Below are 26,086 nucleotides of genomic sequence, written 5' to 3' on the forward strand. Positions count from 1 at the left end.
GATGCGCATTCAGATTATAGGCTTTGGGGTCATCGGTCAGGGGCTTGCGGAGGTGCTGCTTCGCAAGCGTGAAGAGCTAAAGCAGCGCCACTCCCTTGATGTTGAGGTAGTGTCAATAACCGACATAAGCGGCACCGCCTATGCAGAAGGGGGGCTCGACCTGGAGAAGGCGCTTCAGGTGGCGAGGCGAACGAGGGCGATAGTCAACTACCCCGGTGCCCTGGAGATGAGGGGCGTCGAGGCGATAGCTGAGATAGACGCCGACCTGGTAGTTGAAGCCACGCCATCGAATATAAAGACAGGTGAGCCAGGACTGAGCCACATGCTTGCAGCATTTAAAGCAGGTAAGCACGTGGTAACCTCCAACAAGGGGCCTCTCGCCCTCAGGTACCGCGACCTAGTTACAGAGGCTGCCCGCCATGACGTGGAGTTCCGCTTTGAGGCCAGCGTGGGCGGTGCGATGCCTGTGATAAACCTGGCGAGAGAGACGCTGAGCGGGGACAGGGTTACAGCGATAGAGGGGATACTCAACGGCACCACCAACTACATACTCTCGCGGATGACCCGCGAGGGTACGAGCTTTGAGCATGTGCTTAAGGAGGCGCAGGAGCTTGGCTATGCCGAGACCGACCCCACCTACGACATAGAGGGCATCGACACTGCGAGCAAGCTGGTGATACTTGCGAATGCTATAATGGGTATAGACGTAACCTTCGGCGATGTTAAGACGCGGGGAATAACCCGGATAACACCGGAGGCAATTCGCCTCGCAAAGGACAGGGGCTATGTGATAAAGCTCATCGGCGAGGTCAAGAACAACCACATCGAGGTTTCACCCAGGCTAATCCCGGAGACGCATCCCCTCAATGTGGACGGCGCACTCAATGTGGCGATGCTTCACTGCGACGTCGCCGGTGAGGTCACCGTCGTGGGCAAGGGTGCGGGCGCAATAGAGACGCAGAGTGCAATACTCAGCGATATTATTGCTATATGGAAGAAGAGGGGAAGGCGATGAAGTGGGAAGTTCGCGTGTCCTACAAGAAGGGGGTCCAGGACCCGGAGGGCGAGTCGACACTCTATGGGCTGAAGATGCTGGGCTTCGATGGGGTTAAGGAGGTGCATACAGCGAAGCTCTTTATAATCGAGGGCGACTACGGGCGGGAGGAGATAGAGACCATGTGCCGCCGTCTGCTTGCGAATCCGGTAAGTCAGGATTATGAGATAAGGAGGGTGGAGTAGAAGGTGGTGGTTGAGGTTATCCCTCTGCTCAGCGCCGGTGAAGAGGAGCTTATGAGGATAAGCGAGGAGCGCCAGCTCGCGCTCAACCTGGAGGAGATGAGGCGGATACAGGCCTACTACCGCTCGCTGGGGCGTGAGCCCACAGATGTGGAGCTTGAAACCTTTGCCCAGACCTGGAGTGAGCACTGTGTGCACAAGACGTTTAAGGGCGTAATACACTGCGACGGCGAGGTAATAGACAGCCTGTTCAAAAGCACCATAGCCAGGGTGACGCGGGAGCTTTCACCAGAGTGGTGCTTCTCTGTGTTTGAGGACAACGCCGGCATCGTCGACTTCGAGGGCGACTATGCCATAGCCTTTAAGGTGGAGACGCACAACCATCCGAGTGCTATTGAGCCCTTTGGCGGCGCCGCCACAGGCGTCGGAGGGGTTATCCGGGATGTGCTCGGCGTGTGGGGTGAGCCGATAGCAAATACAGATGTCCTCTGCTTCGGGCCGCTTGACTACCCCTACGGGAGGCTTCCTGCAGGGGTAAAGCACCCGCGCTTTATCTTCACGTATGTAATCGCCGGGATAGGAAGCTACGGAAACAACATGGGCATACCCACGGTTAATGGCGCGATTTTCTTTGACGAGAGCTATGTAACAAATCCGCTGGTTTACTGCGGCACCGTGGGCATTGTGAAGAAGAGCAAGTACAAGTGCGAGGCCAAACCGGGAGATGTGCTCCTTCTCGTGGGCGGGCGCACAGGTAGAGATGGCATCCATGGTGTAACCTTTGCCAGTGCGGAGCTGGAGGAGGGGGCGGAGGAGATATTCGGCACCGCTGTGCAGATAGGCGATCCAATAGAGGAGGAGAAGATAAAGCGCGCCATACTTGCGGTGCGCGAGGAGGAGCTGGGAAGTGCTATCACCGATTTGGGCGGGGGTGGGCTGAGCAGCGCAGTGGGCGAGCAGGCGCACCGCTTCGGGTGCGGTGCGAAGGTATACCTGGAGCGCGTGCCCCTAAAGTACGCTGGCATGAAGCCCTGGGAAATCTGGGTCTCTGAGTCGCAGGAGAGGATGCTCCTGATTGTGCCCCCCTCAAATCTCGACAGGGTGCTCGAAATCTTCGCGGAGGAGGAGGTTGAGGCTACCCCCGTTGGAGAGCTCATCCCAGAGCCCAGGCTCGAGATTTACTACCGCGAAGAGAGGGTGGCTTGCCTAGATGTGAACTTCCTCTTTGAGGGCATACCTCGTGTGGAGAGGAGGGCAAGCTGGTCGCCGCCAGGGTTAAAAGAGCCCAGCTTTACACCGGGAGACCCGGGGGAAGACCTTCGCAGCCTTCTTTCTATGCCCAACGTGGCGAGCAAGGAGAGTATAATACGCACCTACGACCACGAGGTGAAGGCGGCGACGGTATTAAAGCCCCTCCAGGGTGCAGCATGCGACGGTCCCGGTGATGCGGCGGTGCTCAAGCCGCTGCGCAGCTCATGGCGTGGTATAGCAATCTCCAACGGGTTGAACCCTGAGTACGGCAAGATTGACGCCTACTGGATGGCTGCCTCGGCAATAGACGAGGCGATACGCAACAACATCGCAGTGGGAGGGCGTAGAATAGCCCTCCTCGACAACTTCTGCTGGGGCAATCCCGAAAAACCAGATAATTTAGCGACGCTGGTCAGAGCAGCTAGGGCGTGCTACGATATCGCAAAGGCATATGCCACGCCCTTCATCTCCGGCAAGGACTCCCTCTACAACGAGTCGCCTCAGGGCGGGGTTACACCCACGCTTTTAATCTCTGCGCTTGGCATCGTCGAGGATGTGCGAAAGGCGACAACCATGGACTTCAAGCAGGAGGGCAGCTTTATCTACCTCCTTGGCGAGACAAAGCCAGAGCTGGGAGGTTCACACTACTACAGGCTCAAGGGCTTCCTGGGTAAGAGTGTGCCCAAGGTTGAGCCTTCCAAAGCCAGGTTTACCTACGAGGCGCTTACCAGAGCGATGGATTCTGGGCTGGTTAAAGCGTGCCACGACCTGAGCGAGGGCGGCCTGGGTGTGGCTCTGGCCGAGATGTGCTTCTCAGGCAAGGTTGGAGCCGAGGTTGAGCTTTCTCTCGTGCCTGTGGCTGAGCCCATGCGCTACGATCTTTTGCTCTTCTCTGAGAGCAACTCCCGCCTGCTTGTTGAGGTGCCGCCAGGCAAAGCACAGGAGTTTGAGGCACTCATGCAGGGCACCACCTTCGCCAGGATAGGCGAAACCCGGGGCGAAGAGGTGGTGGTTAAACACCGCGGGAGAGAGCTTATTCGCGAGGGCATAGAGGAACTCAAGGAGAGCTGGCAGAGCGGGGTGAGGCTGTGAAGCTGGACGAGGCTCGAGTGCTTGTGCTCCGCGGTCCGGGCACAAACTGCGATGCTGAAACCGCAGCAGCTATAGTCGAGCTTGGAGCTAGGGCAGAGGTGGTGCATGTTAACAGGTTTATAAGGGGTAAGCGCAGCCTTGAGGAATTTCATGCTCTGGTTTTGCCCGGCGGCTTCTCCTTCGGCGACCGCATACGAAGCGGCGCAATATTTGGGAAGATGATTAGCCATAACCTGAGGAGGGAGCTTAAAGCCTTTGTGGACGAGGGTAAGCCCATCCTCGGGATTTGCAACGGCTTTCAGGTGCTGGTTGAGTCTGGCTTGCTGCCCTTCGCAGAGATTGGCGAGGCAGCTCTGGCGCTGGCGAAGAATGTCTCAGCGCGCTTTGAGGACAGGTGGGTCTACCTGCGGAAATGCAACGCCTCACCCTTCACCATCAAGCTTAAGGACATTGCGCGGATGCCCGTGGCAAACGCAGAGGGCAGGGTGGTGCTGCCCCTCGGCGAGGAAGAGCGCATGCTTGCACAGCTTGAGGAGAATCATCAGATTCCGCTGCGCTACTGCACTGCAGGCGGGGAACTGGCACGGGGTGAATACCCCCTCAACCCCAACGGCAGCTACGCCGACATCGCCGGCTTAACCTCCCCGGAGGGCACAATAATGGGGATGATGCCCCACCCCGAGCGTGCCTTCTACCGCTACATGTATCCCGACTGGACCCGCGGCGACGACGAAGAAGCTGAGGGCGACGGTCACGCTGTTTTTGAGGGGATGCTCTCTTACGTCGCCAAGAGGTTTTAGGGATATGCCACAACTCCCGCGTACCCGAGCAGGTACCCAAGCGCAGCACCGGCGACGACATCACTGAGCCGGTGCCTGCCCAGATAGAGGCGGGATATAAGCGTGGCAAAGCTCAAAAGCACCGCCTCTGCAACTAGAGAAGGGAAAAAGCTCTGAATCAGGGCGAGCGCTGTAAATGCCAGCTGCACGTGGGCGCTGGGAAAGGCGTAGCGCTGCGCACCCAGGTAGAATTTCCTGCTCTTCGCGTCTATCTCCTGGGGCCTCTCCTTTTTAAACAGCAGCTTGAGCAGAGTGTTCACAGCGAGGCTGAGCAGCATAACAGCGCACAGGTAGGCTGCTTTGCCAGCTCCAGCGCCCAGCAGCGCATAGGCACCGAGCGCCACCCATAGGAGGAATATTCCGCCCGAGATGTAGCCATCGAGGATTGCCCGCAGGCTCCGCTTGCGGTGTGGCGAAGTGCCCCTCATTTCTGTTCTGCAAGAACCTGCTCTGCCGCTGCAACGCCCTCACCCAGCTTCAGCTTATGCCCGGCCTTCCTGAGCACAAGCTCCAGCGCGGCGAGTACCTGCACCAGGTCAGCGAAGCCAACATTGCCCATGTGCCCTATGCGAAAGATTTTGCCCTTAAGCTGCGCCTGTCCTCCCGCTACTAGGATGCCGTGCTCCCGCTTGAGCACGCCACGCACATCGTCGTCGCCGAGCCCGGAGGGAATCTTTATCGACGTAACCGTGTTACTGGCGCACTCAGGCGCTGCAAACAGCTCCAGGTTCATTGCCTTCGCTGCCTCCCTGGTTGCTCTTGCAAGCGTGCGGTGGCGTGCTATCCTCGCCTCTGGAGTCTCCTCCTCTATCTTCCTGAGCGCCTCATAGAGCCCGTAGATGAGTGTGACAGAGGGTGTGAAGGGTGTGGTGTTCTTCGCCAGGGACTTTCTGTACTTGGCGAGGTCGAGGTAGTAGGCGCGTCTCCCTGTATTGCCCTCTATCGCCTCCCACGCGCGTTCGCTAACTGCGACGAAGCCCAAACCCGGAGGAGCTGCGAGGCACTTCTGCGAGCCCGTGATGCACAGGTCAATGCCCCATTTGTCTGTCTTCACCTCATCGCCGCCAACGCTGGTGATACCATCCACAATAAAAAGCAGGTCGTACTCTCTTGCCAGCTTGCCCACCGCCTCTGCATTGTGCACCACGCCTGTGCTGGTCTCATTGTGGGTCAGGGTTATCGCCACGGCGTTGCTCTCAGCAACAGCCTGCTCAACCTCCTCTATGGCGAAGGTATTGCCCCATTCCACATCCACCTGCTTAACTTTTGCACCAAACGCCTGGGCTATTTCACCCATCCGCTCGCCGAACTTTCCGCCTGTAATCGAGATTACCTCATCGCCTTCTTTAACCACACTTGCGACGGCCGCCTCCATGGCGCTCGTGCCGGAGCCGGTGATAATCGCCACATCGTTGCGCGTCTGGTAAACCTCCTTGAGAATGCGCCAGCACTCCACGAGTATCTCCTCAAAGTCGGGTGTGCGGTGGCCTATCAGCGGCCTCGCCATGGCCAGGAGAACCTCACTGTCCAGCTCCACTGGACCGGGAATCAGAAGCTTCATATCTTTCAACCTGCGTACCTCCATAAGAATGTGTGGGTTAAAGGTAAATCAGGGGAGTCTAATAAATATTTCTATTCAGGATACCACATCTCCATTTTCATGCGAAAGGTTTATGAAAGCTGACACCTAGTTTTTCAGGTGGGTCCCATGTACGTGATACTTGGTTGCGGCACTGCAGGATACCTGGCGGCGAGCAGGCTTCAGGAGCAGAAGAAAAACCTCGTTATCATAGACATAGACGACAAGAGGATTGAGACCCTCAAGGAGAGGAATTTTGAGAATGTGATAAAGGGGGACATAACCGACATCGCCACGCTCAGGGCTGCAAATGTAGATGAGGCAGAAGCGGTACTCATTTTAACCACAGATGTCGAGCTGAACAAGCGCGCCGCGAGGGCGGTAAGGGAGCTCAGCAGAGAAGTTCCAATACTCCTCCGTGCCGCCAAAGACAGCAGTGCAAAGGATTTCGAAAACCTGGATATAGACGTTATTATATATCCAACCGCCGTAGTAGCTGAGGAAGCAATAAAATCGCTGAAGGACCTTGACCTCAAGAAGAAGCTTAAAATGCTTCAGAACATACTGAAGGATGCCCCCAAGGGTGTGGCAATAGTAACCCAGGATAACCCCGACCCGGACGCCATTGCCAGTGCCCTGTCATTAAAGCAGATTATAGAGAAGCTGGGCAGTAAGGCAGACATAATATACGGCGGCGAGATAGGTCACGAGGAGAACCGTGCCCTTGTCAACCTGCTCGGCATAACGCTTATACCCATAGCCAAGGTCCGCGACCTCCGGGATTATTCCAAGATAGCCCTTGTCGAAGCCTCCATACCTGGTGAGAACAACTCTCTGCCCAAGAACGTAATCCCAGACATAGTCATAGACCACCATCCGGTGGATGAGAACAGGGTGGTGGCGACATACAAGGACATACGCCCTGAGGTGGGCGCCACGTCCACAATCCTGACGGAGTACCTCACAAATCTGAACATAGAGATAACCCCAGAACTCGCGACGGCACTGCTCTACGGAATAAAGACAGACACCAACAACTTCACCCGGGGCACCACAAGCGATGACCTTCGCGCCGTGGCGCTTCTCTACCCAAAGGCGGACCACGACCTCCTCCTCAAGATTGAGACTCCTCTCATGTCGGCTGAAACCCTCGATGTGCTGAGTGAGGCGATACGCAACAGGAAGGTAAGGGGCAGCTTCCTTCTCACCAATGTGGGCTTTATCAGGGACCGCGACACGCTTCCACAGGCCGCCGACTATCTTCTCCGCCTGGAGGGCATCTCAACTGTGCTTGTGTACGGGATTGGCGGTGATGTGATTCATATCTCCGGCAGGAATAAGGATATAAGGATTAACCTGGGCGACGTCATGCAGAAGGCCTTTGGAAACATTGGCAGCGCCGGAGGGCATGCAACCGCTGCTGCCGCGAAGATACCCCTCGGTCTGTTCGGCAGGGTGAAGGACAAGGAGTCACTTCTCAGGCTGGCGGAGGAGGCAATCACAGACAGGTTCTTCAGAGCTGTGGGGCTTGAGGAGAAGTAGCTACTCGAAGCTGTCGAGACTGCGGTTTTTAAATCTGGAGAGGGTTCGCCAGGAGTTTCTGACAAAGTCGGGAAGGGTCTCGTTGATGTGTTTCTCAAGGAAGGCACGGGTTTTTGGGTCGCTGGGATAGCCGCTTCCGAAGTCGCCGTATAATTGTTTAAAGCTGTCCAGCTTCCTGTCGCGCAATACCTTTGCTATTATTGAGGCTGCTGAGACCACTGGGTAGCGCTCATCTGCGCGGTGCTCCACCACCAGTGAGCAGGATATACCAGAATTCGCCAGCAGGCTCGAAAATCTTCTGGCGCTGGGACCTATGCAGTCTATGTACGCCACCTTTGGGGAGAAGTGATTTATGAGTTCAACCATCGCCCGGGCTTCCATCTGATTGAGGGTTTCCCTGCGCAGGTGCCTTGAGTCTATCTCCCGGGGTGTAAACTCCACCACACGATAGGTGAAGGAAGAGACCAGTTCTTCAAAGATTGTCTCCCTCTTCCTCCGGGATAATTTTTTTGAGTCTTTTACACCCAGCTCCCGAAGGGCTTCCTGTTCCTCTTCTTCACAGGTTATGCCTGCGACTATCAGGCTGCCAAAAACAGGACCTCTTCCCGCCTCGTCGATGCCCAGGACCTTCATGCTTCTAAGTTGGGCTCTTGGTATAAATAAGTTATATTATGTGAAAGTGCTCTTTGTGCAGTAGTTACCCGGAAGCTTGCTTCCGGCGTGACGAAGTGCCTCCGTAGCTCAGCTGGAAGAGCGGCTGATTCGTAATCAGCAGGTCGGGGGTTCAAATCCCCCCGGGGGCTTGCGACAAAAAGTACAAATCCCCTTTTGAAAACCATATTGGAAACACTGTCGCACACTTTCAGTTTAACATCGCCTATTTTATGCCGTCATGGCTTATATAGCGGCAGAGGAGTGGAGGAGATTTAAACTTGAAAAAATCCGATTATGAGACAAGATACTACAGCATCTACAGCATCTACAGCATTTGCATAAAATTTATATAGTAGGAAAGTCAGCTTAACATCCTAAAAATAAGAATAACCAAAGGGGGGGTGTTGGAGATATGGGACAAGGTGGATGTCTAAAAATAATTAATGCTTCGCCGTATACTTTGGAGCTTACATATATTCATAGTTATCAAATGAATGCATGGGACGACCACTTTCCAAAAACAATTTCACCAGGACAGTGCCCCAGTATATACATTGAGTGGTGTGAAAATATTTTTAAGACATGGTCAGATGATGCCGGTGAAGCTCGATATGAGATTGTTGGGACCAACCCTGTGCGTCATTTTGAGATTCAGGCAAGATGGCGTCATCTGCAGGTTGACTGGCAGAACACAATCCAAGATCCAGAGTTCTTTCCCCAACCATTCCCGCAAGTTGTTGACCTAGGCTGGAAACATAATGGAACGGTGACCTTAACTTTTTGTGCAATCAAGAAGGGAGTCAAAGTACCAATTAAACACTCTCCTACACCAGTGTACATCAGAAGGGTGGATTTCCCTGCTACCGAAGAGAAACTCAAAAAACACCTGCTCACACTTGCAGGAGCAGAATCCGAGAAACTGTCATTTACTGACCTGTTAGCCAGGCTGGAAGCTACCGGGCATCTTAAATCTAAGGGCGACCTGCATAAAATACTGGGTGAAGCTCTTGGAGTGAGTCCCGAGCAGGGAATTGCCTTACAGGAAGCGCATCCCTCACAGGATTACACCGCTATTGAAAGTCCGGCATATATCAAAAATTGGATGGAAACATATGGCCCCGTGATCGGACATCTCCCCCTCAACGAGCTAACACTGGTATGTTCTCATGATTCCGGAACTTATGACATGGTTTCTCCTTTTTCCATACCTTGGGCATCCTGTCAGGATTTGAACATTAATGACCAGCTGAACCATGGTGTACGGGTCCTGGACATGAGGGTTGGCTGCCAAAACGACAAATCTGGTGATGAGAGGTTCATTCTTGTTCATGACACCTGGAGAACTAAGGTCACACTTAAGGATGCACTGGAGCAGGTGAAAGGCTTCCTGAGCAGGAATATGCAAGAAGTTGTTATTCTGGATTTTCATCGCTTTGTAGAGCTTAATGGTCATTTTGATTATGATGAACTTCAGAATGTGGTAATTGATACGCTGGGAGACCTGATTTACCCATACCCGAACAGGATTCCCACGCTTGAAGAAATATGGAAAACACCCGGTCGCGTTGTTGTCGCCTGGAACCGTGATGACAGACAGAACTCTTTCTTCCCGGGTGTTGACCAGAAGTGGTTTGACAAAACTGACATAGATGACCTTTATGCAGCAATATCAGAGGAAATGAAGAAGAGCCACCAAAACGAGGGGCTCTGGTCAATCTGTGCGATTCTCACACCAACTCCTCTTAAACCCCTCCATCCTCTAAGTCCAGATGTGGGCAACTGGTTCCAGGCTGGTAGCGAATGGGCACAGAAGGCAAATATTATTTCTCTGGATTTTGTTGAGAAAACTACCGTTGTACAGCAGGCGATATCCGAATGCCTTATCAAAGGTGTTCAATAATGACCCCGTACTGTGTATTTATAAAACTTACTCCAGCAACATAAAAGTCAACTCTTCCTCGTCTCCCGCTTCTGCCCCTTTAGGCTGCAGATACCTCAAGGTCACCAAAGCTCGGTAGCCCGGGTTTACCTTGACATCAGCTATTCTGATTCTGATGTTTCCGGACTTGATGAGACACCAGCTTCAGCGTCTTTGCCCCCGTAATGATACCGTCCCGCCGGCAATCCCCGAATGCTTCCACCAGCTTTAAGCACGGCGTTTACAACCACGTCACATAGAAGTTATGTTTTTAATCCTTCAACACCCCCACCACAGGGAATCTGTCAAGTCTGCTCGCATCATGAGGGGCTTCCTTAACAGCCTCCGTCAAATCATAGCCGGCCAGGTGCAGGGCCATATGAGAGCCGATTTCCCACAACGCACTTTCTGAAACATCATAGACTCTCCCCTTATAGGCCACGCAGGCAGGATTTCCTCCCAAGCCATTGTATTTCTTCAGCTCCTCTCTGGTAAAAGTCTTCAGTTACCTCCCTCCATGAAATTTTTCAGTAAATATACTGCTAAAACAATAAAAACTTTACTTAAAATTTGATACCGCAAATATCTCGGACAGTACAGGATACACCCATATGCTTCGCTATATTTAAGTAGTTCCGATTAGATTATAATAACGGGACCACCGTGAAACAGAAGATTCCCCCCAGGGTATATGCATTAGGAATTTTTATAATGAGCACAGGAGTAATCTTCAACATCATATACTGGGGGTATGAGAGAACCAGATATCACATGAGCTTTTATGAACATTTTATGATGAGCCCCGTAGCCGCTGTGCTGATTGGTCTTTTGATTCCCCTGATGATACTTGTGGGATATGGGTTCATCCGGGAACACCGGCTCAGATTTCAGATGAAGGAGGCACACCAGAAACTGGAACGCACCTACAATGAGCTGAAGGAGATAGACGAACTAAAGAGCAACATCATTGCCAACGTAAGCCATGAGCTCCGCACACCCATAACCATAGCCAAGGGTTTTATTGAACTTGCGGCGATGGAGGAGGATGATGAGGAGCGCAGAGATGAGCTAATGTCAGCTACAGCAGCGCTTCACAGGCTCAATGACATTGTGGAGGACCTCATCCAGGTGGCAGCTGTTCAGCGGGGAGACTTAACACTTCACAAAAAGAGCGTCAGCCTTGCCGAGATAGTTAACAGCGCAGTCAAGGAGAAGGAGGACGAGGCAAGGAAAAGAAATGTGAAGCTGGAGGTTGACCTTGCTTACGAAGGTGAGATTCTGGCTGATGCGATTAAGCTGAAGCGGGCAATTTTAAATCTACTGGATAACGCAATAAAGTTCAACCGTACCGGAGGGGAGGTAAGGGTGAAGGTATCAAAGGAGGGGGACCTGGCAATGATAGCTGTGAGCGACACAGGGATAGGTATTCCCGAAGACAGACTCAGGGACGTATTCAAGCCCCTCACCCAGCTCGACCCAAGCCCAACACGGCGCTACGGCGGCACAGGCACAGGTTTGGCAGTGGCGAAGCGAATAATAGAGGCGCATGGAGGGAAGATCTGGGTGGAGTCTGAGGTTGGAAAGGGCACCACCGTCTATGTTATACTGCCCCTTCATAGGTCAGCTTAAACTCACACCCAGAAATACGCCGTAGCACAGGAGGAGGAGCATCCCCTCCCTCCTGTTAATCTTCCACCCGGTTCTCATAAATAGCAGCATAAGGGCGGTAATTATCAGCATTATGGGTGTGCTCCTAAAAGCTATTCCATCATCAACAAAAACAGGGTTGACAGCCGCGGAAGCGCCCAGCACGAGGAGGAGGTTAAAAATATTGCTCCCTATGACATTTCCCAGCACCATGGTAAAGTAGCCCTTCCTTGCTGCCACCACTGAGACTGCAAGCTCGGGTACACTTGTGCCGAAGGCAACCAGTGTCAGGCCGATAACCGATTCGGGTACGCCAATGGCATGGGCAATTGCCACAGCGGATTTTACGAGCAGCACGCTGCCGGCAAGCACCCCGGCAAGTCCGAACACGACGTGAGCTGCTGCATTTCTGGCATCCTCAGTTTTGTCCGGGACGATGGTGGAGTTGACCGGATTTTTAATTGAGTATGCGATATAAAAGGCGAATACCAGGAGGAGGAGCATACCATCCTGGAAGGACACCACATCGCCATAGACAATCAATATGCTCGCAAGCACAGTAAGCAAAAGGCAGATGATGCCATTTCTGAACTCCACATCTCTCCTGATAACCACCGCCCTGATGAAGGCAGCTAAACCAAGTATAAGACCTATGTTTGCAATATTTGAGCCGACCACATTTCCTATGGCGATGCCTCCGCTGCCCGAGAAGGACGCATAAACAGAGGCAAAGAGCTCCGGCGAAGAGGTGCCGAAGCCAATGACCACTGCACCTATAATGAACTTTGAAACCCCAAACCTGCGCGCAACCTTTGCAGCACCTTCTGTGAAGTAGTCGCTGGAGTATGCCAGCAATACTATTGAGAAAGCCAGAGTAATTAAACTTATTATCATGAGCAGCATCCCACCGGTTATGGCAGCTTAACAGCCCCATTAATGACGAAGATAACCTCGGCATTCAGCTTGGAGCCTCCCCAGGGGCATGGGCAGCTTTATGATTTTTCATCACCCAATTTTGTTGCAAAGATATTTGGACGATTTTCAGGTTGTACTGACAATGATAGGATTTTTTCTAATTAATGAGGTATCCTCATGGAGAAGTTTCAGCTCCTTTGCCTTGAGGGGGGAGAGATTATAAAGGGTGAGCCATTCAACTTCTCCTGCCCCACTCACAGGGGTTTGACAAGGAGCATATATCAGAAAAAGAAGCTGCACCTCAGGCGCCGCGCCGGAATATGGCGCTTTATCGACTGGCTTCCTGTGGAGGAGGCTTCAAGCTATGCTGAGAAACCGCTGACCTACAAAAGCGAGGGTCTGGCAGAGGAGGTGGGACTGGAAAATCTCTACATAACCTTCAACGGCTACTGGCCGGAGCGGGGCATGCGGATGGAGACGTGCACCTTTAAGGAGCTTGAGGCAACTGTAACTGTACGCTATGCGAAGGAGAAGGGTATCTCAAAGCTTTTTGTGGCCTCCGCCGGGAACACTGCAAAAGCCTTCGCCGCCGCAGCCTCGCAGGAACGCTTTCCTGTTGTTCTCCTGGTGCCAAAAAAGTGCCTCTGTGGCGTCTTTCTTCCGCGCTATGATCGCAGGTATGTGGAGACGGTAATGATCACCGACGGTGACTACTCGGACAGCATAGCGCTCGCGAAGCGCCTCGCAAGGATAAAGGGCTTCACCTACGAGGGAGGCGCCAGAAATATTGCGAGACGCGACGGCCTGGCCACGGTGCTTCTTGATGCTGCGCTTGAAATCGGGAGTATGCCCCACCATTACTTCCAGGCGGTGGGGAGCGGCAGCGGCGCAATCGCCGCCTACGAGGCTGCGCTCCGCCTCCTCGAGGACGGGCGCTTCGGCAGAAGTTTACCTAAACTCCACCTGGCTCAGAATCTTCCAATGGCGCCCATGTACAGCGCATGGCGCGCAGGCAGGAGGGAGATTTTGCCCGAGCGGGACATACCAGAGGCGGAGAATGTGCTGGACCTTATCTACGCGCGGGTGCTTTCAAACCGCTACCCGCCCTACGGCGTAGCTGGCGGGGTCTACGATGCACTCGTGGCTACGCGGGGGGAGATGTATGGGGTTAAGAACAGCGAGGCAAAGCGCGCTAAGGCGCTGTTCGCAAGGCTGGAGGGCATCGACATTCTGCCCGCCGCCAGCGTGGCGGTGGCAGCGCTGCTGCAGGCGGTGGAGAGGGGGAGCATCGGGAAGCGCGAAAAGGTGCTCCTCAACGTCACTGGCGGCGGAAGCGTGAGGCTGCGAAAGGATAAAAAGCTTCGCAGGCTAAGAGAGAACTATACCCTGAGCAGGGATGCTGGCGATGAGGAGCTGGAGGAGCTGGAGCTATGAAGCCTGAGGAAGAGGTGGTGGCGCTCTTAAAGAACGCCGGCACGGACATTGCGCTCACGCTGCCCTGCGACAGGGTTAAGGGGCTGCATCACCTCATCGCGGAAGAGCTGAGGCATGTACCATTAACCAGGGAAGAGGAGGGCGTGGGCATCGCTGCGGGTGCTGCACTTTCTGGACTCAAGCCGGCGATGCTGGTACAGACCTCGGGCGTGGGGAATATGCTCAACGCCCTGGCATCGCTTACGCTGCTGTACAGGCTTCCGCTTTTTATTTTAATAAGCTGGCGCGGCGTCTATAAGGAGGAGATTGTGGCGCAGAAGCCCATGGGCAGGTATGTTCCCAGGCTCCTGAAAGCTCTCGGAATAGAGTTTGTGGAGGTGAAGGAGAAGGAGGACATACAGAAAATAGGGGACATCGCAACCGCCGCCTTCGAGGAGAGCTGCGTCACAGCGGCGCTGCTCAGCCCCAAGGTGTGGGAGGGCAGCCTGCTCGAGATGCCCGGCGTAAGGGACGAAAGGATGGTGACAGGAAGAAGGTTCGCCCTACCAGAGGCTGCAGCAAGGCATACGCGCTTCGAAATCCTCGCCGGCATAAGGGAAGAACTCCACGGCAGGGTGGTGGTGAGCAACCTGGGGGTGCCCAGCAAGGAGCTTTACCACGTGCTCCACCAGCGCTCCAACTTCTACATGCTGGGCAGCATGGGCATGGCAACTCCGATAGGGCTGGGCATAGCTCTGGGAACGCGGAAGGAGGTTGTAGTTATAGACGGCGACGGGAGCCTGCTGATGAACGCCGGCTGCCTTGCTACAGTCGCCGAGATGGCGCCGCGGAATCTGACAATTTTAGCGATGGACAACGGCGTCTATGGTAGCACCGGCAACCAGACCACAGCGGCGCTGCGCAGCGCAGACCTCGGGATGCTTGCCTGCGCCATGGGCATAGCGAGCGTCTTCCGCGCCGCTTCGCCGGAGGAAGTGGCGCATGCGATGCGGAGCTCAGCGCCGCCGCGCTTTGTGCACGTGGTGGTGAAGCCCGGAAATGCTGAGGTGAGCAACATCCCCTTGTCACCGGAGGAGATTAAAACCAATGTTATGAGGTTTCTGAGGGATGAGGATTAGGGTAGGGCACCTCTCAACGGTCTACCACACCGCCCTGCTCATGCGGGGGCTTCGCCTGCTGGAGCGCAGGGGTATAAAAGCGAGCTGGAGGCTCTTCGGAGGCGGTCCCGCGATAGTTGAGGCGCTCTCCCGGGGGGAGGTGGACGTGGGCTATGTGGGTCTGCCGCCGGCGATGGTGGGCATAGCTGGAGGCGCGCCGCTGAAGTGCGTAGCTGGCGGGCATGTGGAAGGCACAGTGCTGTGCACCCGTGGAGGCATCCGGGGAAGCGTCGAAGAGGTTGTTGCTTCTCTCAAGGAAGCGCGCATAGGCTGCCCACCGAGAGGTTCAATCCACGACATAATACTGCGCCACCTCCTCAAGGCACACAGCATCGAAGCAAAGGTTGTAAACTACCCCTGGGCGGACTTCATACCCCTCGCCTTTGAGGCAGGGGAAATATCCGCGGCGATTGGAACACCTGCCCTCGTGACGCTTCTCGTGCAAGAGCTCAATGCAGTGATTGCCATCCCGCCTTCGAAGCTCTGGCGCTTCAACCCCAGCTACGGGATAGTGGCGAGGGAGGACTTCCTGGACTCGAAGGAGCTGCGCCTCTTCCTGGAGGTGCATGAGGAGGCGAACAACCTAATCATCACCCAGCCCAGGAAGGCGGCTGAGGTGGCTGCCTTGGTGCTGGGCTTCGTGGACAGCGACTTCGCCCTCGAAGCGATTAAGCTTTCGCCGCGGTACTGCGCGGCTCTGCCCAGAGAGTACGTTGAATCTACAATGCGTTTTGTGCCCGTGATGCTGGAGCTGGGCTACCTGGAGAGGGAGCTCCGCGAGGCAGAGATTTTCTATCCCGAGATTATCCAAGAGGTACACCAGGAGGGGCACCACTACGGCGAGGGGCTGAGGCTGTAGCAGTTTTGGGAAGTATTTTTATATATTAAACAATCAGGAACCCTGAAAGAGAGACATTTAAAATAAACGGCAAGGAGGCTGTAATCTGAAACTTCCTATAATCTCTGGTTATGATGCAATAAAAGCTTTTACAAAAGCGGGTTGGAGAGTGGCCAGACAAAAGGGTAGTCATGTAACGATGATAAAAGAAGGTTCACATATTATTCTGACGATTCCTCTACACAGAAAACTTGATAGAGGAACATTGAGGAGCTTAATTAAAAAAGCGGGTTTATCTACAGATGAATTTGTGAAATTACTTAGATGACCACTTCGACAACATCTTCGTTTTTATTCCCGGGTTTGACAATCTCATTGTACGTTTCAAGCCAGAGCTCTATTGCCTCTTTAATATTATCTAGAGCCTCTTTTGGAGTTTTACCCTGAGAGACACACCCCTTCAACATTGGACATTCAGCAATGTAGTATCCGTCTTCCCCCTTTCTTATTACTACCTTTATTTTCATCAATCTACCACCGGGAAGATACCATTAAAAACCTTTGCTAAACCAGCCTCTTCCTCCCCTTACGCGGAGCCAGCGAGTAGACCTCCTCCACGCTCAGGAGCAGTGCTGAGCGAAGCTCCCGCTTTCCGCTGCTCCTTTCCAGCACCTCCCGCTTAAAGCTCTCGAAGGGCTCGCCCTTCCTTAAAACCTCCGCCCTGCCCTTGAGCAGGTAGCCGTCCCAGCCCTCGCGTTTAAAGGCAACCGCTACAGCGATTCGCGGGTTGCTCTCAATGTTGCGCTCAGTGCGCGCTATGAAGACGTTGCCTATAAGCAGCTTCCCATCATCCAGGGCTTTCACAAAGCACACGGGTACGAGGTGGGGCTCATCGTCGCAGGAGGTCGCCACCCACACCAGGGGCTTCTCGGCATAGCACAGGTTGTCAAAAGCCTTAAGCACATCCTCGGGAATCATGAAATAAACTCTATGTATCAGGACTTTATTATCTTACCGCCACTATAACATCGCCAGCCGCAACGTTGGTTCCCTCCTCCACAAAGACCTCCTCAACAACCCCTGCATGGCTCGCCACGACATCGTTCTGCATCTTCATGGCCTCCAGCACAGCTACAACATCGCCCTTGCCCACCTTATCCCCCTTCTTCACATTGAGCTTCACTATCATTCCCTGCATCGGCGCCTTTATGCCGCCCTCCACATCCTTTGGCGCTGCCCGCTGCTGCGCCGCCTTCGCCTGGGTAATCTCTATGAAACCTCCCACCGGCTTAACGCGCACACTGAACTCCTCGCCATCTACCTCCACCACGTACTCGGTCGGGATGCCTTTCTCCTCCTCTGCTTCTGTCTCGCGCTTCTCTGGCAGTGGCTCCTCGCGCAGCTCACCTCTGAGGAACTTCACAGCCACGGCGGGGTAGAGCGCATAGGTGAGCAGGTCCTCCTCCTTCTTAATTATCCCCAGCTTCTCCGCCTCCTCCTTAAGCAGATGGAGCTGGGGCGAGAGCAGGTCCGCAGGTCTGCAGGTTATAATCTCCTCATCGCCGACTATCTTCGCCTTTACCTCCTCGTCTATGGGCGCAGGTGGCCTGCCGTACAACCCGCGCACATAGTTCTTAACCTCCTTGGGCACAGCCTTGTAGCGCTCGCCCACCAGGACATTCATCACCGCCTGCGTACCCACTATCTGCGATGTGGGTGTAACCAGAGGCGGGTAGCCCAGGTCCTTTCGCACTCGGGGTACCTCTTCAAGCACCTTCTGCAGTCGGTCAAGTGCATTCTGCTCCTTGAGCTGGGATATCAAGTTGGACATCATCCCTCCTGGAATCTGGTAGAGCAGAACGTTGACATCCACCATCTCTGAGATGTCATCGATAATTGCATCGTAGCGCCTTCGCACCTCTTTGAATAAGGGCGTGATTTCAGCAAAAGCCTCGAGGTCGATGCCGGTGTCGTAGGGCGTGCCCTTGAGCGCAGCCACCATGCTCTCAGTAGGCGGTTGCGAGGTGCCCCACGCAAAGGGGGACATGGCAGTGTCGATAATGTCCACGCCCGCCTCTATAGCGGCGAAGTAGGCGATGGGCGCCATGCCGGAGGTGCAGTGGGAGTGCAGGTTTATGGGTATGGAAATCTCCTTCTTCAGTGCTGTCACAAGCTCACGCGCGGCCTGGGGTGAGATAAGCCCTGCCATATCCTTTATGCACAGCGAGTCGCACTCCAGCTCCTCCAGACGCTTCGCCATTTCAACGAAGCTCTCGATGGTGTGCACAGGCGATGTGGTGTAGCATATTGTGCCCTGAACATGCGCCCCCAGACGCTTCGCAACGCGTATAGCAAACTCCATGTTTCTCAGGTCGTTGAGGGCGTCGAAGATTCGGAATATGTCCACACCGTTCTGATGGGCTTTCTCCACGAACTTCTCCACTATGTCGTCACTGTAGTGCTTATAACCAACGAGGTTCTGCCCGCGGAGGAGCATCTGTGTTGGCGTGTTCTTCATGTGCTTCTTGAAGGTGCGGATGCGCTCCCATGGGTCCTCGTTGAGATAGCGGATGCACGAATCGAAGGTGGCACCACCCCACACCTCCAAGGAGAAGAAGCCCACCTCATCCATCTTCTCAATAATTGGCAGCATGTGACGCATACGCATGCGCGTTGCTGCCAGGCTCTGGTGCGCATCACGAAAAGTTGTATCTGTAATCTTTACCCTGGCCACGCTCATAACCTCTCTAATTTTGTAAAGCCGCAATTAGGCCGAGCAGTCTCAACGGTAACAATTTTTAACTCACCGCTGCACATAGCTCCTTCCGAAGCGCAGCGCATCCTCGGCGCGCTGGAGCTCGCGGCCCAGGTACAGAGCATGGGAGAGCTCGCCCACTAAACCCAGACGCAGCAGCGTATCGCCTATCTCTCGAGCGCTCTCGCCGGTGACCACGAGGTTTAGTTCGCCATCCTTAAAATGGGCGCAGTATATTGCGTCGTCCACATATATCTTGAAGTAGCCCTTCGCATCCATCCTGCGTGAGGTGCTCTGCCTCGCCTTCACCCTGGCTCGCTTTACCTCCTCGGGCACAGGCTCCCGCCTGAGGCGCTTCTCCTTGCACAGGAGCAGACTGAGCCCCAAGTCTTTGGGCATTGCCCCGCGCCGCTTTGCCAGAAACATCATCTTCGCAGCGACGCTCAGCTCGCGAACGCTGCCTCTGGCTTTGGCGCTCGCCTCAGGCGTAAAGAGTATGCTCGCCCCAACCTCGCTTGCTATGCCCGCGAGGAGTGCATTAACGCCTGTGGAGTCGGCGTCGAGGAGTTCGCTCACATTACCCGCGCCGAAGAGCGTCACCCGCTCGGGATTAAGCGCACCGAAGCGGCGATATGCCTCGACAGATTCCACAAATCCGAAGTTCAGCGGTGATAGCAGGGGGTCGGCCACAATCCTTTTAAATCCCTGCTCCTCCGCTAGGGCAATGTTCTCCTCCAGAAGCTTCACCCGCTGCTCAGGCTTTGCCGGCACCTCACCTCCACGGCGAGGGATTATAACACAGGGCGTGCCTATGCCTGAGAATTCCTTCAGAAGCTCGTGGTCAAAGCTCAGTATGAGGTCTGCCCCTGCCTCTATGGCGGAGGCGATGTTTTGCGCATCCATTGTATCCACGGACAGGGGCACGTCCAGTGGCTTTAAAAGCTCCACCACCTCAGCCACACGTTTGGGCGAAGATTCCATTATCCCCAGGTCTATTATGTCCGCACCGCTGCGCTTAAAGTACTCCGCCCGCTTCAAAATCTCCCCGTCGCTCAGGTGCTCTATGCCGACGATCTCAGCGAGTACCCTCATGGGGAAGTCCCTGCCCACAGCGACGCTGCCTATAAGCATATTCCCCCTGCGCTTCAGCAGTTTCTCCCTGAGCTTCGCGGAATCTATACGCTTCAGCTCATGCAGCGCCTGCGCTATTACCATGTCCTCAAGCGGCGCATCCGCAGGTTCTGTGGTGGAGAGCTCAATTTTATCCAGATTTCTGAGGAGAACCTCTAGGTCGGCGATGTCCCGGGTACCCTTGTAAACGGGCACGCCGATAATGCGTGCAATCTCGCCAACATCGCCCTTCACCAGGCCTGGTACCAGCACCATATCGGCATCGCCAACTCTGCCCAGGCTCTTCGCAATCTTTCTCGGGGTGAGAAGGCTTGCCACCTCCTCGCCGGTTATGTGCACCTTCGCAGAGAAGCGCCTGGCTATCGCAAGGGCCCGGGAAGCTGCAAGCTTTCCCGTGACTATGAGCACCTTCATACCCGCGATAAGTATTTTAACGAGTAAAGCTTTACACGCTTAGCATGCTGAGTGCGCGCTTCAGAGGAACAGCGAACATCGTAATAGTGCCCATAGCCAGGCTCTTTGCAGCGCTGAATGTGCCTCCGAACATTCTAACACTCCTCGGCTTACTTGCAAGCTTTGCCACAGCCTATGCCCTTGCTATGAAGCGCCTTGAGCTTGCCTTTGTGCTTCTGCTCTTAACTGGCTTCTTCGATGCCATCGACGGCGCCGTGGCCAGGATTTCAAAGCGTGTGAGCGACTTTGGCGCCTTTTTTGACGCCACCCTGGACAGGTATGCCGATGCTGCTGTTATTATTGGTCTTGCCCTCTATCTGGAGAATCATTATCTCATTGCCTTCATTGCCCTCCTCGGAAGCTTGATGGTGAGCTACACCCGTGCGAGGGCGGAGCTCTTCGTCCCGCGCTGCGACGTTGGTCTGGGGGAGCGTGCCGAGAGGCTTGTGATAATCATCGCCGCCATCGCCGCCTCTCTTGCCGGTGTGCTGGAGCCCGAGAGTGCAGTTTACTATACGCTGGTGCTCGTTGCTCTGCTATCCCACTCCACGGCGCTTGAGCGAATCTTCTACACCTATGCCCTCCTAAAGGCTGACAAGCAGCGGAAATAGCCAGGCAAAACCCTTTAAACCATAATGCCAATACTCTACCAATGAAAAAACGCTTTATTGTACGCGGCGTGGTTCAGGGCGTAGGCTTTAGACCCTTTGTTTATCGTGTAGCCAAGAAGCTGGGAATCCGCGGCTATGTTCGCAACAGGGGAAACAGTGTTGAGGTCCTCGCGATTGGCAGGGTTGAGCGTTTTATCGACCGCCTCAAAGAGGAACTTCCGCCCCTTGCGGAGATCCACTCCATACAGGAACTGCCAGCAGGGGAGAGCGCAGATTATGAGGACTTTGTGGTGCTCAGGAGCGCCCGCAGGGGCGGTGAGGGCTCTGTTATACCTCCGGACGTTGCGATATGCGATGCCTGCCTGGAGGAGATGTTCGACAATTCAGACAGGCGATACATGTACCCTTTCACCGTGTGCACCGACTGCGGTCCCAGGTATGCGATTATTGAGGCGCTGCCCTATGACAGAAAGAATACAACGATGCGCGACTTTGCGATGTGCAAAGGATGCGCCAGTGAATATCTGAATCCTGAAGACAGGCGCTTTCACGCAGAGCCCGTCGCATGTCCCAGATGCGGGCCGAGTTATGAGCTTTATAAGGATAAGCAGAAGCTTGATGTCAGCGACCCGATACGCGAGGCTGCGAGGCTCATCAATGAAGGCCATATCGTTACGGTGATGGGCCTCGGGGGGACGCACCTTGCGGCGAAGGTTACTGAGGATGAGCCGCTTATGAAGCTTCGTGAGGCTTCCCACAGGCCAGAGAAGCCCTTTGCGATAATGGCGCGGGACCTTGAGGCGGCGAAGCTCTTTGCCCATGTAAGCGAAGAGGAGGAGAGGCTGTTGCTCAGCCCCCAGCGTCCCATAGTGCTGCTGCGCAGGCGCAGTCCTTCGCCCCTCTCCCCCCTCGTGGCCCCCGGGCTGCACAATGTGGGGATAATGCTCCCATACACAGGTGTGCATCACCTGCTCTTCCACTACTCCTCGCAGCCGGCTTTTATCATGACCTCCGCCAACCTGCCGGGCGAGCCCATGGCGATCACCCCTAAAGATGTTCTGAGTCTGAGGTACCAGGACTACTCCCTTGTGCACAACCGCAGGATAAGCAACCGAGTGGATGACAGCGTGATCAAGCCTGTTGCAGGCAGCGCAGCTTTCCTGCGCCGTTCGCGGGGTTATGTTCCTCTGCCCATAGAGCTGAAGCTAAAATATGAACACGCAGTCCTTGCAGTTGGGGCTGAGGAAAATGTCACCGGCTGTCTGCTCCTGGGAGGACGTGCCTTCCTTACCCAGTACATTGGCGATACCAAGAAGCTGCGCACCCTTGAATTTCTTGACCAAGCCTGCTCCACGCTGATGAAGCTCAACCGCGTGGAAAAGCCAGGATATGTTGTCAGAGACCTCCACCCTGAGTTTGCTACCTCAAAGCTAGCCAAGAAGATCGCCTCGCGCTATCGCTGCTCACTGCTGGAGGTACAGCACCACCATGCCCATGCTGCATCCCTTCTCGCAGAGGCGGGGGTAGAGGAGATGGTGGGCATTGCGGTGGACGGTTTTGGATATGGCAGCGATGGCAGAGCCTGGGGAGGTGAGGTGCTGTACTGCTCAGGCAGCAGGTTTTCAAGGGAGGCGCACCTGGAATATCACCCCGCCCCTGGAGGAGACGCCTCGGCGCGCTACCCGATGCGCATGCTCGCAGGGATGCTGTACAGGCGCTACTCGGGAGATGAACTATGTGAGCTTTTGATCAGCCTTGGTGTGCGTGAGGGCGAGGCCAACGTGGTGGTAAGGCAGCTTGATAGGCGGTTTAATGTGGTGGAAACCTCTAGCATGGGCAGGGTTCTCGATGCCATTGCAGCACTTCTTGGTGTGTGTAGAAAGAGGACCTACGAGGGTGAGCCTGCGATAAAGCTTGAAGCCCTTGCACTTAAGGGAAAGGCAAAGCTTGAGATGCCTATGCAAATAAGGCGGGAGGGTGATGCCATGGTGCTTGATACGGGCAGCATAGTGGCGAAGGCCCTGGAATACCTGCAGGAGGGCGAGCGCTGCGAGGATATTGCCGCCTCTGCCCAGGCTGTGCTCGCCGAGAGCATGGCAAAGCTCGCTGTTAGTGCTGCAGAGCGAAGGGGTGTGGAAAGGATAGGCATCTCGGGTGGCGTGGCCTACAACGATGCAATTGTAAGAAAGGTAAAGGAGAAAGTGGAGAAGGAGGGCTTTGTATTACTTCAGCACCGTCTTGCGCCGCCTGGTGATGGCGGCATCGCCCTGGGACAGTGCTACATCGCTGCAAAGCGCATGGAGGAGTAGCTACCCCAGAAAGTGTTCCAGACTGCGCTGGTTTTTACTCAGCCTACGCTGCCTTGCTACAACGAACTCCTGAAAGGCCTCCAGACTGGGAAAGGAAAGCCGGCTTAGGGCTCTGAAGTTCCAGTCGCTTGCATTTATCGCAGCAACACTATTGGCGATGTTCGCTGCCTTCACCGCATTCTCTGTCCTGAGGTAGCTGGACAGAAAGGAGCCGGCGAAGGCATCACCGCATCCGGTGAGGTCCACAATGCTGCGCTGGACTACTGAGGGGGAGAAGCTGACCTCTCCGCGTTCGAGGATTATGCTCCCGTACACGCCCATGGTGACGACGATGATGCTGTGGTTTACCTTTTTAAGCGCATTTATGGCGTGCTCCAGGCTTCGCGTGGCGGTTAGACGCATGGCCTCGTCATCGTTTATTGTGAAGATGTCCACCTCGCCTATAAGCTCAATAAGCTCCTTTCTGTACCTCTGGAAGTAGGCTGCATGCGTGTTGAGGGAGATCAATCCGTAGGTGCGCTCTCTGAGGTATTTGACAAAGGAGTGCTGTTTGCTGGCTGCCATAGGAGCTATGTGGAAAGCCCTGGCCGTGAGGTAGCCCTTGGGTATGTCCGGAGGGCGAATGTGTATGCCAACACCCAGTCTGTAGGTCCTGTAGTACGCCTGCCCATTTTCATCGTAGTCAATCTCGAAGCTGGTGCTCCTCCCCTTAATTCGCTTTACCCCGGTTGTGTCCACCCCAGCCTTCTGGAGCAGTGAAAGAAATTCATCTGGAAAATCTGTGCCGACACGGGTTACCACGCCGGCACGTGAGAATATCTTTGCCCCAAGCGCAGAATAGATCGCCGCCCCCCCTAGCTGGTTCTTCTGCTCACCCGAGATGCGAACCTGGTCAACACTGGCATGCCCTATTGCAACAACATCCATGGTATAATCAAGTGAGGGGGGAATAAATTTTTTACTGCCATTGCCCACATGCCACCGGCGAAGTCACGAGCATTACCAGAATTGCATTTAAATTTATTTTTGTTATTCCATGCGGTTAGAATGTCTGCCGGGGTAGCCTAGCCAGGGAAGGCGCCAGACTTGAGATCTGGTGCTCGCAAGAGCTCAGGGGTTCAAATCCCTTCCCCGGCGTAAAATAGCGGTATTGGAGCGCAGCGAAAATACCGCGATATGATGGTCAAACTTTCTGAAGTTTGGTTCTGAATCCCCTGCGCTAATTTCCTAGTTTAACGCCGATTAAAAATCAAATTGTTAGTTTCTAGTTACAGATTATAATAAGTTTTATCAAATATAAAGTCTATGGGAACCACTATGGCAATATTTAAGGAATAACAGCCACAGCAAAGCTGTGATTCTTTGAAATTTAGCTATGGTTTCCACACCTTCAGGAAGTCCACCCTCTGGAAGTCGGCGTCGTTAGTGGCTATGTCGGGGATATTATATATTTTGCAACATGCAGCATGGAGGGCATCCGAAAACAATAGTCCATGTTTCCTTGAAATGTTCAGGGCCTCCTCCAAGGTCTTTGACGTGTCTAGGACATTAAACCCATAGTCGTTGAGGACTTCTCTGGTCGCCTTGAATGGTTTGTTTAATTTTCTAATGAAGTCTGGGTTTCGCTTCAGGTAGGTTATGGCCTTCTGGGAGGTTAGCTTTTTCTTAGAATATGTTGTGAAGATCACGAGTTTGTGAAAGAACTCATCAACAACGGTGGGGTTAATGTAGCCCGAGACTTCGCCATATTTAACCCTGCCCAAGAAGTCCTCACAGGTTTTGGTGTAGCGGGTGTTAGTGAAGGCATGTATAAGGATGCTTGTATCAACGAAAACTGAGCCTTTAACAAATTGGGCGAGCTCCATCAAATCAGCTCTTCCAAGTCTTTATCTGCGATCTCCAAAACCAAGTCCTCAGGAGCATCTATCTTGGTCTTAACTATCGGACCCCTCTTCAGTTTAACCAATATCTCTTTCTCATCGGTCTTTAAGGGTCTATCGAGGACGACTGTTTTTTTATTGATTATTCTCCCTGACACTTGGACAGGCATTCCAATCACCCCTGCTATATGGTTGCCTTTTAACCTTTAAAAAATATTCCATCGCCTGATATTGCTTGAATGACCATTAATGGGAATCCCTTCCCCGGCGCTCCTTAGTCACAACAAAGGCTTGGACTTTAATGGCCCCCAAGGAAAAGCAGCTGGAAGTTTTGGCAGAGGTGCACAGCTCATGGCTGATATAAAGGCGCCTAAGGTGGTAGTGGGGGCATGAGGGAAAGGCTGACAAAAATAAATACGGTGCAGGAATTGAAAGCAAAGAAAGAGAAAATATACAGAAAGCTGGAAGGAAACCCTAAAAATGTTAGATTTGAGGACTTCTGTAAAGCGTTAGAGATTTTTGGCTTTAAATACAGAGGTGGCAGAGGTTCTCACAGGGTTTTCACTAGGAAGGGGATAAAGGAAATTCTAACAATTCAACACGTTAAATGTAGAGCTAAAGTATATCAGGTAAGGCAATTCTTAAAGCTCGTGGAGAAATATAATCTGCTTGAGGAATGAGAGGCATGTGGCAGAAGTATAAAATAGAAATTTTCTACAGCCAGGAAGATGAGGGTTTTATAGCCGTTGCTCCCGAGCTTCCCGGATGCTCAGCTTTTGGAGAAACTCCCGAGGAAGCCTTAAAGGAAATTAAAACCGCCATAGAGCTGTGGCTGGAAGCTGCCA

27 protein-coding genes and 2 tRNA genes are annotated in these 26,086 nt (G+C 53.9%); 17 read left to right on the forward strand and 12 right to left on the reverse strand.

Annotated features, from left to right (window positions below; all coding sequences use genetic code 11):
* The first annotated feature begins 1 nt into the window (after nt 1).
* From ACXJJW_RS10260 to purQ, 4 genes are read left to right on the forward strand one after another with little or no spacing between them, the layout of a single operon-like run.
* The gene (locus ACXJJW_RS10260; protein WP_456475652.1) at nt 2–1,015 is read left to right on the forward strand and encodes a homoserine dehydrogenase; all 1,014 of its coding nucleotides are present in this window, start codon (nt 2–4) and stop codon (nt 1,013–1,015) included.
* Complete coding sequence (purS, locus tag ACXJJW_RS10265; RefSeq protein WP_456475653.1) at nt 1,012–1,239, forward strand: phosphoribosylformylglycinamidine synthase subunit PurS; 228 nt, start codon at nt 1,012–1,014, stop codon at nt 1,237–1,239. Before ACXJJW_RS10260 ends, purS begins: the two co-directional genes overlap by 4 nt.
* A 3-nt stretch (nt 1,240–1,242) precedes the next feature.
* Nucleotides 1,243–3,579, forward strand: coding sequence for a phosphoribosylformylglycinamidine synthase subunit PurL (gene purL, locus ACXJJW_RS10270; protein WP_456475654.1), 2,337 nt, complete (start codon nt 1,243–1,245; stop codon nt 3,577–3,579).
* Nucleotides 3,576–4,379 carry a phosphoribosylformylglycinamidine synthase I gene (purQ, locus tag ACXJJW_RS10275; RefSeq protein WP_456475655.1) on the forward strand — a complete coding sequence of 268 codons (804 nt, stop codon included), beginning with the start codon at nt 3,576–3,578 and terminating at the stop codon, nt 4,377–4,379. The genes purL and purQ overlap by 4 nt, the downstream gene beginning before the upstream one ends.
* Here purQ and ACXJJW_RS10280 read toward each other — a convergent pair.
* The gene (locus ACXJJW_RS10280) at nt 4,376–4,846 is read right to left on the reverse strand and encodes a phosphatase PAP2 family protein (RefSeq protein WP_456475656.1); all 471 of its coding nucleotides are present in this window, start codon (nt 4,844–4,846) and stop codon (nt 4,376–4,378) included. The two genes, purQ and ACXJJW_RS10280, sit on opposite strands and share 4 nt — an antisense overlap.
* Entirely contained in the window at nt 4,843–5,979 is a 1,137-nt protein-coding gene (locus ACXJJW_RS10285) for a pyridoxal-phosphate-dependent aminotransferase family protein (RefSeq protein WP_456475657.1), read from the reverse strand. Before ACXJJW_RS10285 ends, ACXJJW_RS10280 begins: the two co-directional genes overlap by 4 nt.
* A 147-nt stretch (nt 5,980–6,126) precedes the next feature.
* On the opposite strand from ACXJJW_RS10285, the gene ACXJJW_RS10290 reads away from it, so the two are divergent.
* Nucleotides 6,127–7,539, forward strand: a complete 1,413-nt coding sequence (locus tag ACXJJW_RS10290) for a DHH family phosphoesterase (RefSeq protein ID WP_456475658.1) — start codon at nt 6,127–6,129, stop codon at nt 7,537–7,539.
* On the opposite strand, the gene rnhB is transcribed toward ACXJJW_RS10290, so the two are convergent.
* On the reverse strand, nt 7,540–8,172 hold the full coding sequence (gene rnhB, locus ACXJJW_RS10295) for a ribonuclease HII (RefSeq protein ID WP_456475659.1): 633 nt from the start codon (nt 8,170–8,172) through the stop codon (nt 7,540–7,542).
* Between the two features lie 97 nt (nt 8,173–8,269).
* On the opposite strand from rnhB, the gene ACXJJW_RS10300 reads away from it, so the two are divergent.
* Both ACXJJW_RS10300 and ACXJJW_RS10305 read left to right on the forward strand, forming a co-directional pair.
* Nucleotides 8,270–8,342 (forward strand) — tRNA-Thr (locus ACXJJW_RS10300).
* Between the two features lie 263 nt (nt 8,343–8,605).
* On the forward strand, nt 8,606–10,093 hold the full coding sequence (locus ACXJJW_RS10305) for a phosphatidylinositol-specific phospholipase C domain-containing protein (RefSeq protein ID WP_456475660.1): 1,488 nt from the start codon (nt 8,606–8,608) through the stop codon (nt 10,091–10,093).
* A 289-nt stretch (nt 10,094–10,382) separates the two neighbouring features.
* Here ACXJJW_RS10305 and ACXJJW_RS10310 read toward each other — a convergent pair whose 3' ends face one another.
* Nucleotides 10,383–10,616, reverse strand: coding sequence for a cytochrome b5 domain-containing protein (locus ACXJJW_RS10310; RefSeq protein ID WP_456475677.1), 234 nt, complete (start codon nt 10,614–10,616; stop codon nt 10,383–10,385).
* 206 nt (nt 10,617–10,822) lie between these two features.
* On the opposite strand from ACXJJW_RS10310, the gene ACXJJW_RS10315 reads away from it, so the two are divergent.
* Nucleotides 10,823–11,740, forward strand: a complete 918-nt coding sequence (locus tag ACXJJW_RS10315) for a sensor histidine kinase (protein ID WP_456475661.1) — start codon at nt 10,823–10,825, stop codon at nt 11,738–11,740.
* Here ACXJJW_RS10315 and ACXJJW_RS10320 read toward each other — a convergent pair.
* Entirely contained in the window at nt 11,732–12,652 is a 921-nt protein-coding gene (locus tag ACXJJW_RS10320; RefSeq protein ID WP_456475662.1) for a calcium/sodium antiporter, read from the reverse strand. The two genes, ACXJJW_RS10315 and ACXJJW_RS10320, sit on opposite strands and share 9 nt — an antisense overlap.
* Nucleotides 12,653–12,850: 198 nt before the next feature.
* Here ACXJJW_RS10320 and ACXJJW_RS10325 point away from each other — a divergent pair, with 198 nt between their 5' ends.
* From ACXJJW_RS10325 to ACXJJW_RS10340, 4 genes are all read left to right on the forward strand, one after another.
* Nucleotides 12,851–14,107 carry a cysteate synthase gene (locus ACXJJW_RS10325; protein WP_456475663.1) on the forward strand — a complete coding sequence of 419 codons (1,257 nt, stop codon included), beginning with the start codon at nt 12,851–12,853 and terminating at the stop codon, nt 14,105–14,107.
* The gene (comE, locus tag ACXJJW_RS10330; RefSeq protein ID WP_456475664.1) at nt 14,104–15,225 is read left to right on the forward strand and encodes a sulfopyruvate decarboxylase subunit beta; all 1,122 of its coding nucleotides are present in this window, start codon (nt 14,104–14,106) and stop codon (nt 15,223–15,225) included. Before ACXJJW_RS10325 ends, comE begins: the two co-directional genes overlap by 4 nt.
* Complete coding sequence (locus ACXJJW_RS10335; protein ID WP_456475665.1) at nt 15,215–16,123, forward strand: ABC transporter substrate-binding protein; 909 nt, start codon at nt 15,215–15,217, stop codon at nt 16,121–16,123. The genes comE and ACXJJW_RS10335 overlap by 11 nt, the downstream gene beginning before the upstream one ends.
* A gap of 118 nt (nt 16,124–16,241) precedes the next feature.
* The gene (locus tag ACXJJW_RS10340) at nt 16,242–16,430 is read left to right on the forward strand and encodes a type II toxin-antitoxin system HicA family toxin (RefSeq protein WP_456475678.1); all 189 of its coding nucleotides are present in this window, start codon (nt 16,242–16,244) and stop codon (nt 16,428–16,430) included.
* Here ACXJJW_RS10340 and ACXJJW_RS10345 read toward each other — a convergent pair.
* The 4 genes from ACXJJW_RS10345 to ACXJJW_RS10360 all read right to left on the reverse strand — a co-directional run bounded on the left by ACXJJW_RS10345 (nt 16,423) and on the right by ACXJJW_RS10360 (nt 20,402).
* Nucleotides 16,423–16,629, reverse strand: a complete 207-nt coding sequence (locus ACXJJW_RS10345; RefSeq protein ID WP_456475666.1) for a type II toxin-antitoxin system HicB family antitoxin — start codon at nt 16,627–16,629, stop codon at nt 16,423–16,425. The two genes, ACXJJW_RS10340 and ACXJJW_RS10345, sit on opposite strands and share 8 nt — an antisense overlap.
* A 37-nt stretch (nt 16,630–16,666) precedes the next feature.
* Complete coding sequence (locus ACXJJW_RS10350) at nt 16,667–17,080, reverse strand: pyridoxamine 5'-phosphate oxidase family protein (RefSeq protein ID WP_456475667.1); 414 nt, start codon at nt 17,078–17,080, stop codon at nt 16,667–16,669.
* Nucleotides 17,081–17,108: 28 nt separating this feature from the next.
* Nucleotides 17,109–18,842 carry a sodium-extruding oxaloacetate decarboxylase subunit alpha gene (gene oadA, locus ACXJJW_RS10355; RefSeq protein WP_456475668.1) on the reverse strand — a complete coding sequence of 578 codons (1,734 nt, stop codon included), beginning with the start codon at nt 18,840–18,842 and terminating at the stop codon, nt 17,109–17,111.
* 63 nt (nt 18,843–18,905) lie between these two features.
* Nucleotides 18,906–20,402, reverse strand: coding sequence for a dihydropteroate synthase-like protein (locus tag ACXJJW_RS10360; protein WP_456475669.1), 1,497 nt, complete (start codon nt 20,400–20,402; stop codon nt 18,906–18,908).
* A 44-nt stretch (nt 20,403–20,446) separates the two neighbouring features.
* Between ACXJJW_RS10360 and ACXJJW_RS10365 the strand changes: the two genes are divergently transcribed.
* Together ACXJJW_RS10365 and hypF are read left to right on the forward strand one after the other, a co-directional pair.
* The gene (locus tag ACXJJW_RS10365) at nt 20,447–21,052 is read left to right on the forward strand and encodes a CDP-alcohol phosphatidyltransferase family protein (RefSeq protein ID WP_456475670.1); all 606 of its coding nucleotides are present in this window, start codon (nt 20,447–20,449) and stop codon (nt 21,050–21,052) included.
* 41 nt (nt 21,053–21,093) lie between these two features.
* Nucleotides 21,094–23,361, forward strand: a complete 2,268-nt coding sequence (gene hypF, locus ACXJJW_RS10370) for a carbamoyltransferase HypF (protein ID WP_456475671.1) — start codon at nt 21,094–21,096, stop codon at nt 23,359–23,361.
* Here the strand turns inward: hypF and ACXJJW_RS10375 are convergent, their stop codons facing one another.
* A complete protein-coding gene (locus ACXJJW_RS10375) occupies nt 23,362–24,288 on the reverse strand; it encodes a carbohydrate kinase family protein (protein WP_456475672.1) in 927 nt (308 codons plus the stop codon).
* A 126-nt stretch (nt 24,289–24,414) separates the two neighbouring features.
* On the opposite strand from ACXJJW_RS10375, the gene ACXJJW_RS10380 reads away from it, so the two are divergent.
* Nucleotides 24,415–24,498 (forward strand) — tRNA-Ser (locus tag ACXJJW_RS10380).
* 236 nt (nt 24,499–24,734) lie between these two features.
* Here ACXJJW_RS10380 and ACXJJW_RS10385 read toward each other — a convergent pair.
* Both ACXJJW_RS10385 and ACXJJW_RS10390 read right to left on the reverse strand, forming a co-directional pair.
* Nucleotides 24,735–25,226 carry a PIN domain-containing protein gene (locus tag ACXJJW_RS10385; RefSeq protein WP_456475673.1) on the reverse strand — a complete coding sequence of 164 codons (492 nt, stop codon included), beginning with the start codon at nt 25,224–25,226 and terminating at the stop codon, nt 24,735–24,737.
* Nucleotides 25,226–25,411 carry a hypothetical protein gene (locus tag ACXJJW_RS10390; RefSeq protein WP_456475674.1) on the reverse strand — a complete coding sequence of 62 codons (186 nt, stop codon included), beginning with the start codon at nt 25,409–25,411 and terminating at the stop codon, nt 25,226–25,228. The genes ACXJJW_RS10385 and ACXJJW_RS10390 overlap by 1 nt, the downstream gene beginning before the upstream one ends.
* A 219-nt stretch (nt 25,412–25,630) precedes the next feature.
* On the opposite strand from ACXJJW_RS10390, the gene ACXJJW_RS10395 reads away from it, so the two are divergent.
* The gene (locus tag ACXJJW_RS10395) at nt 25,631–25,921 is read left to right on the forward strand and encodes a type II toxin-antitoxin system HicA family toxin (protein WP_456475675.1); all 291 of its coding nucleotides are present in this window, start codon (nt 25,631–25,633) and stop codon (nt 25,919–25,921) included.
* Nucleotides 25,922–25,926: 5 nt separating this feature from the next.
* The coding region (locus tag ACXJJW_RS10400) for a type II toxin-antitoxin system HicB family antitoxin (RefSeq protein WP_456475679.1) at nt 25,927–26,086 on the forward strand (160 nt) is incomplete at its 3' end.

The organism is Candidatus Pyrohabitans sp. (assembly GCF_054014795.1).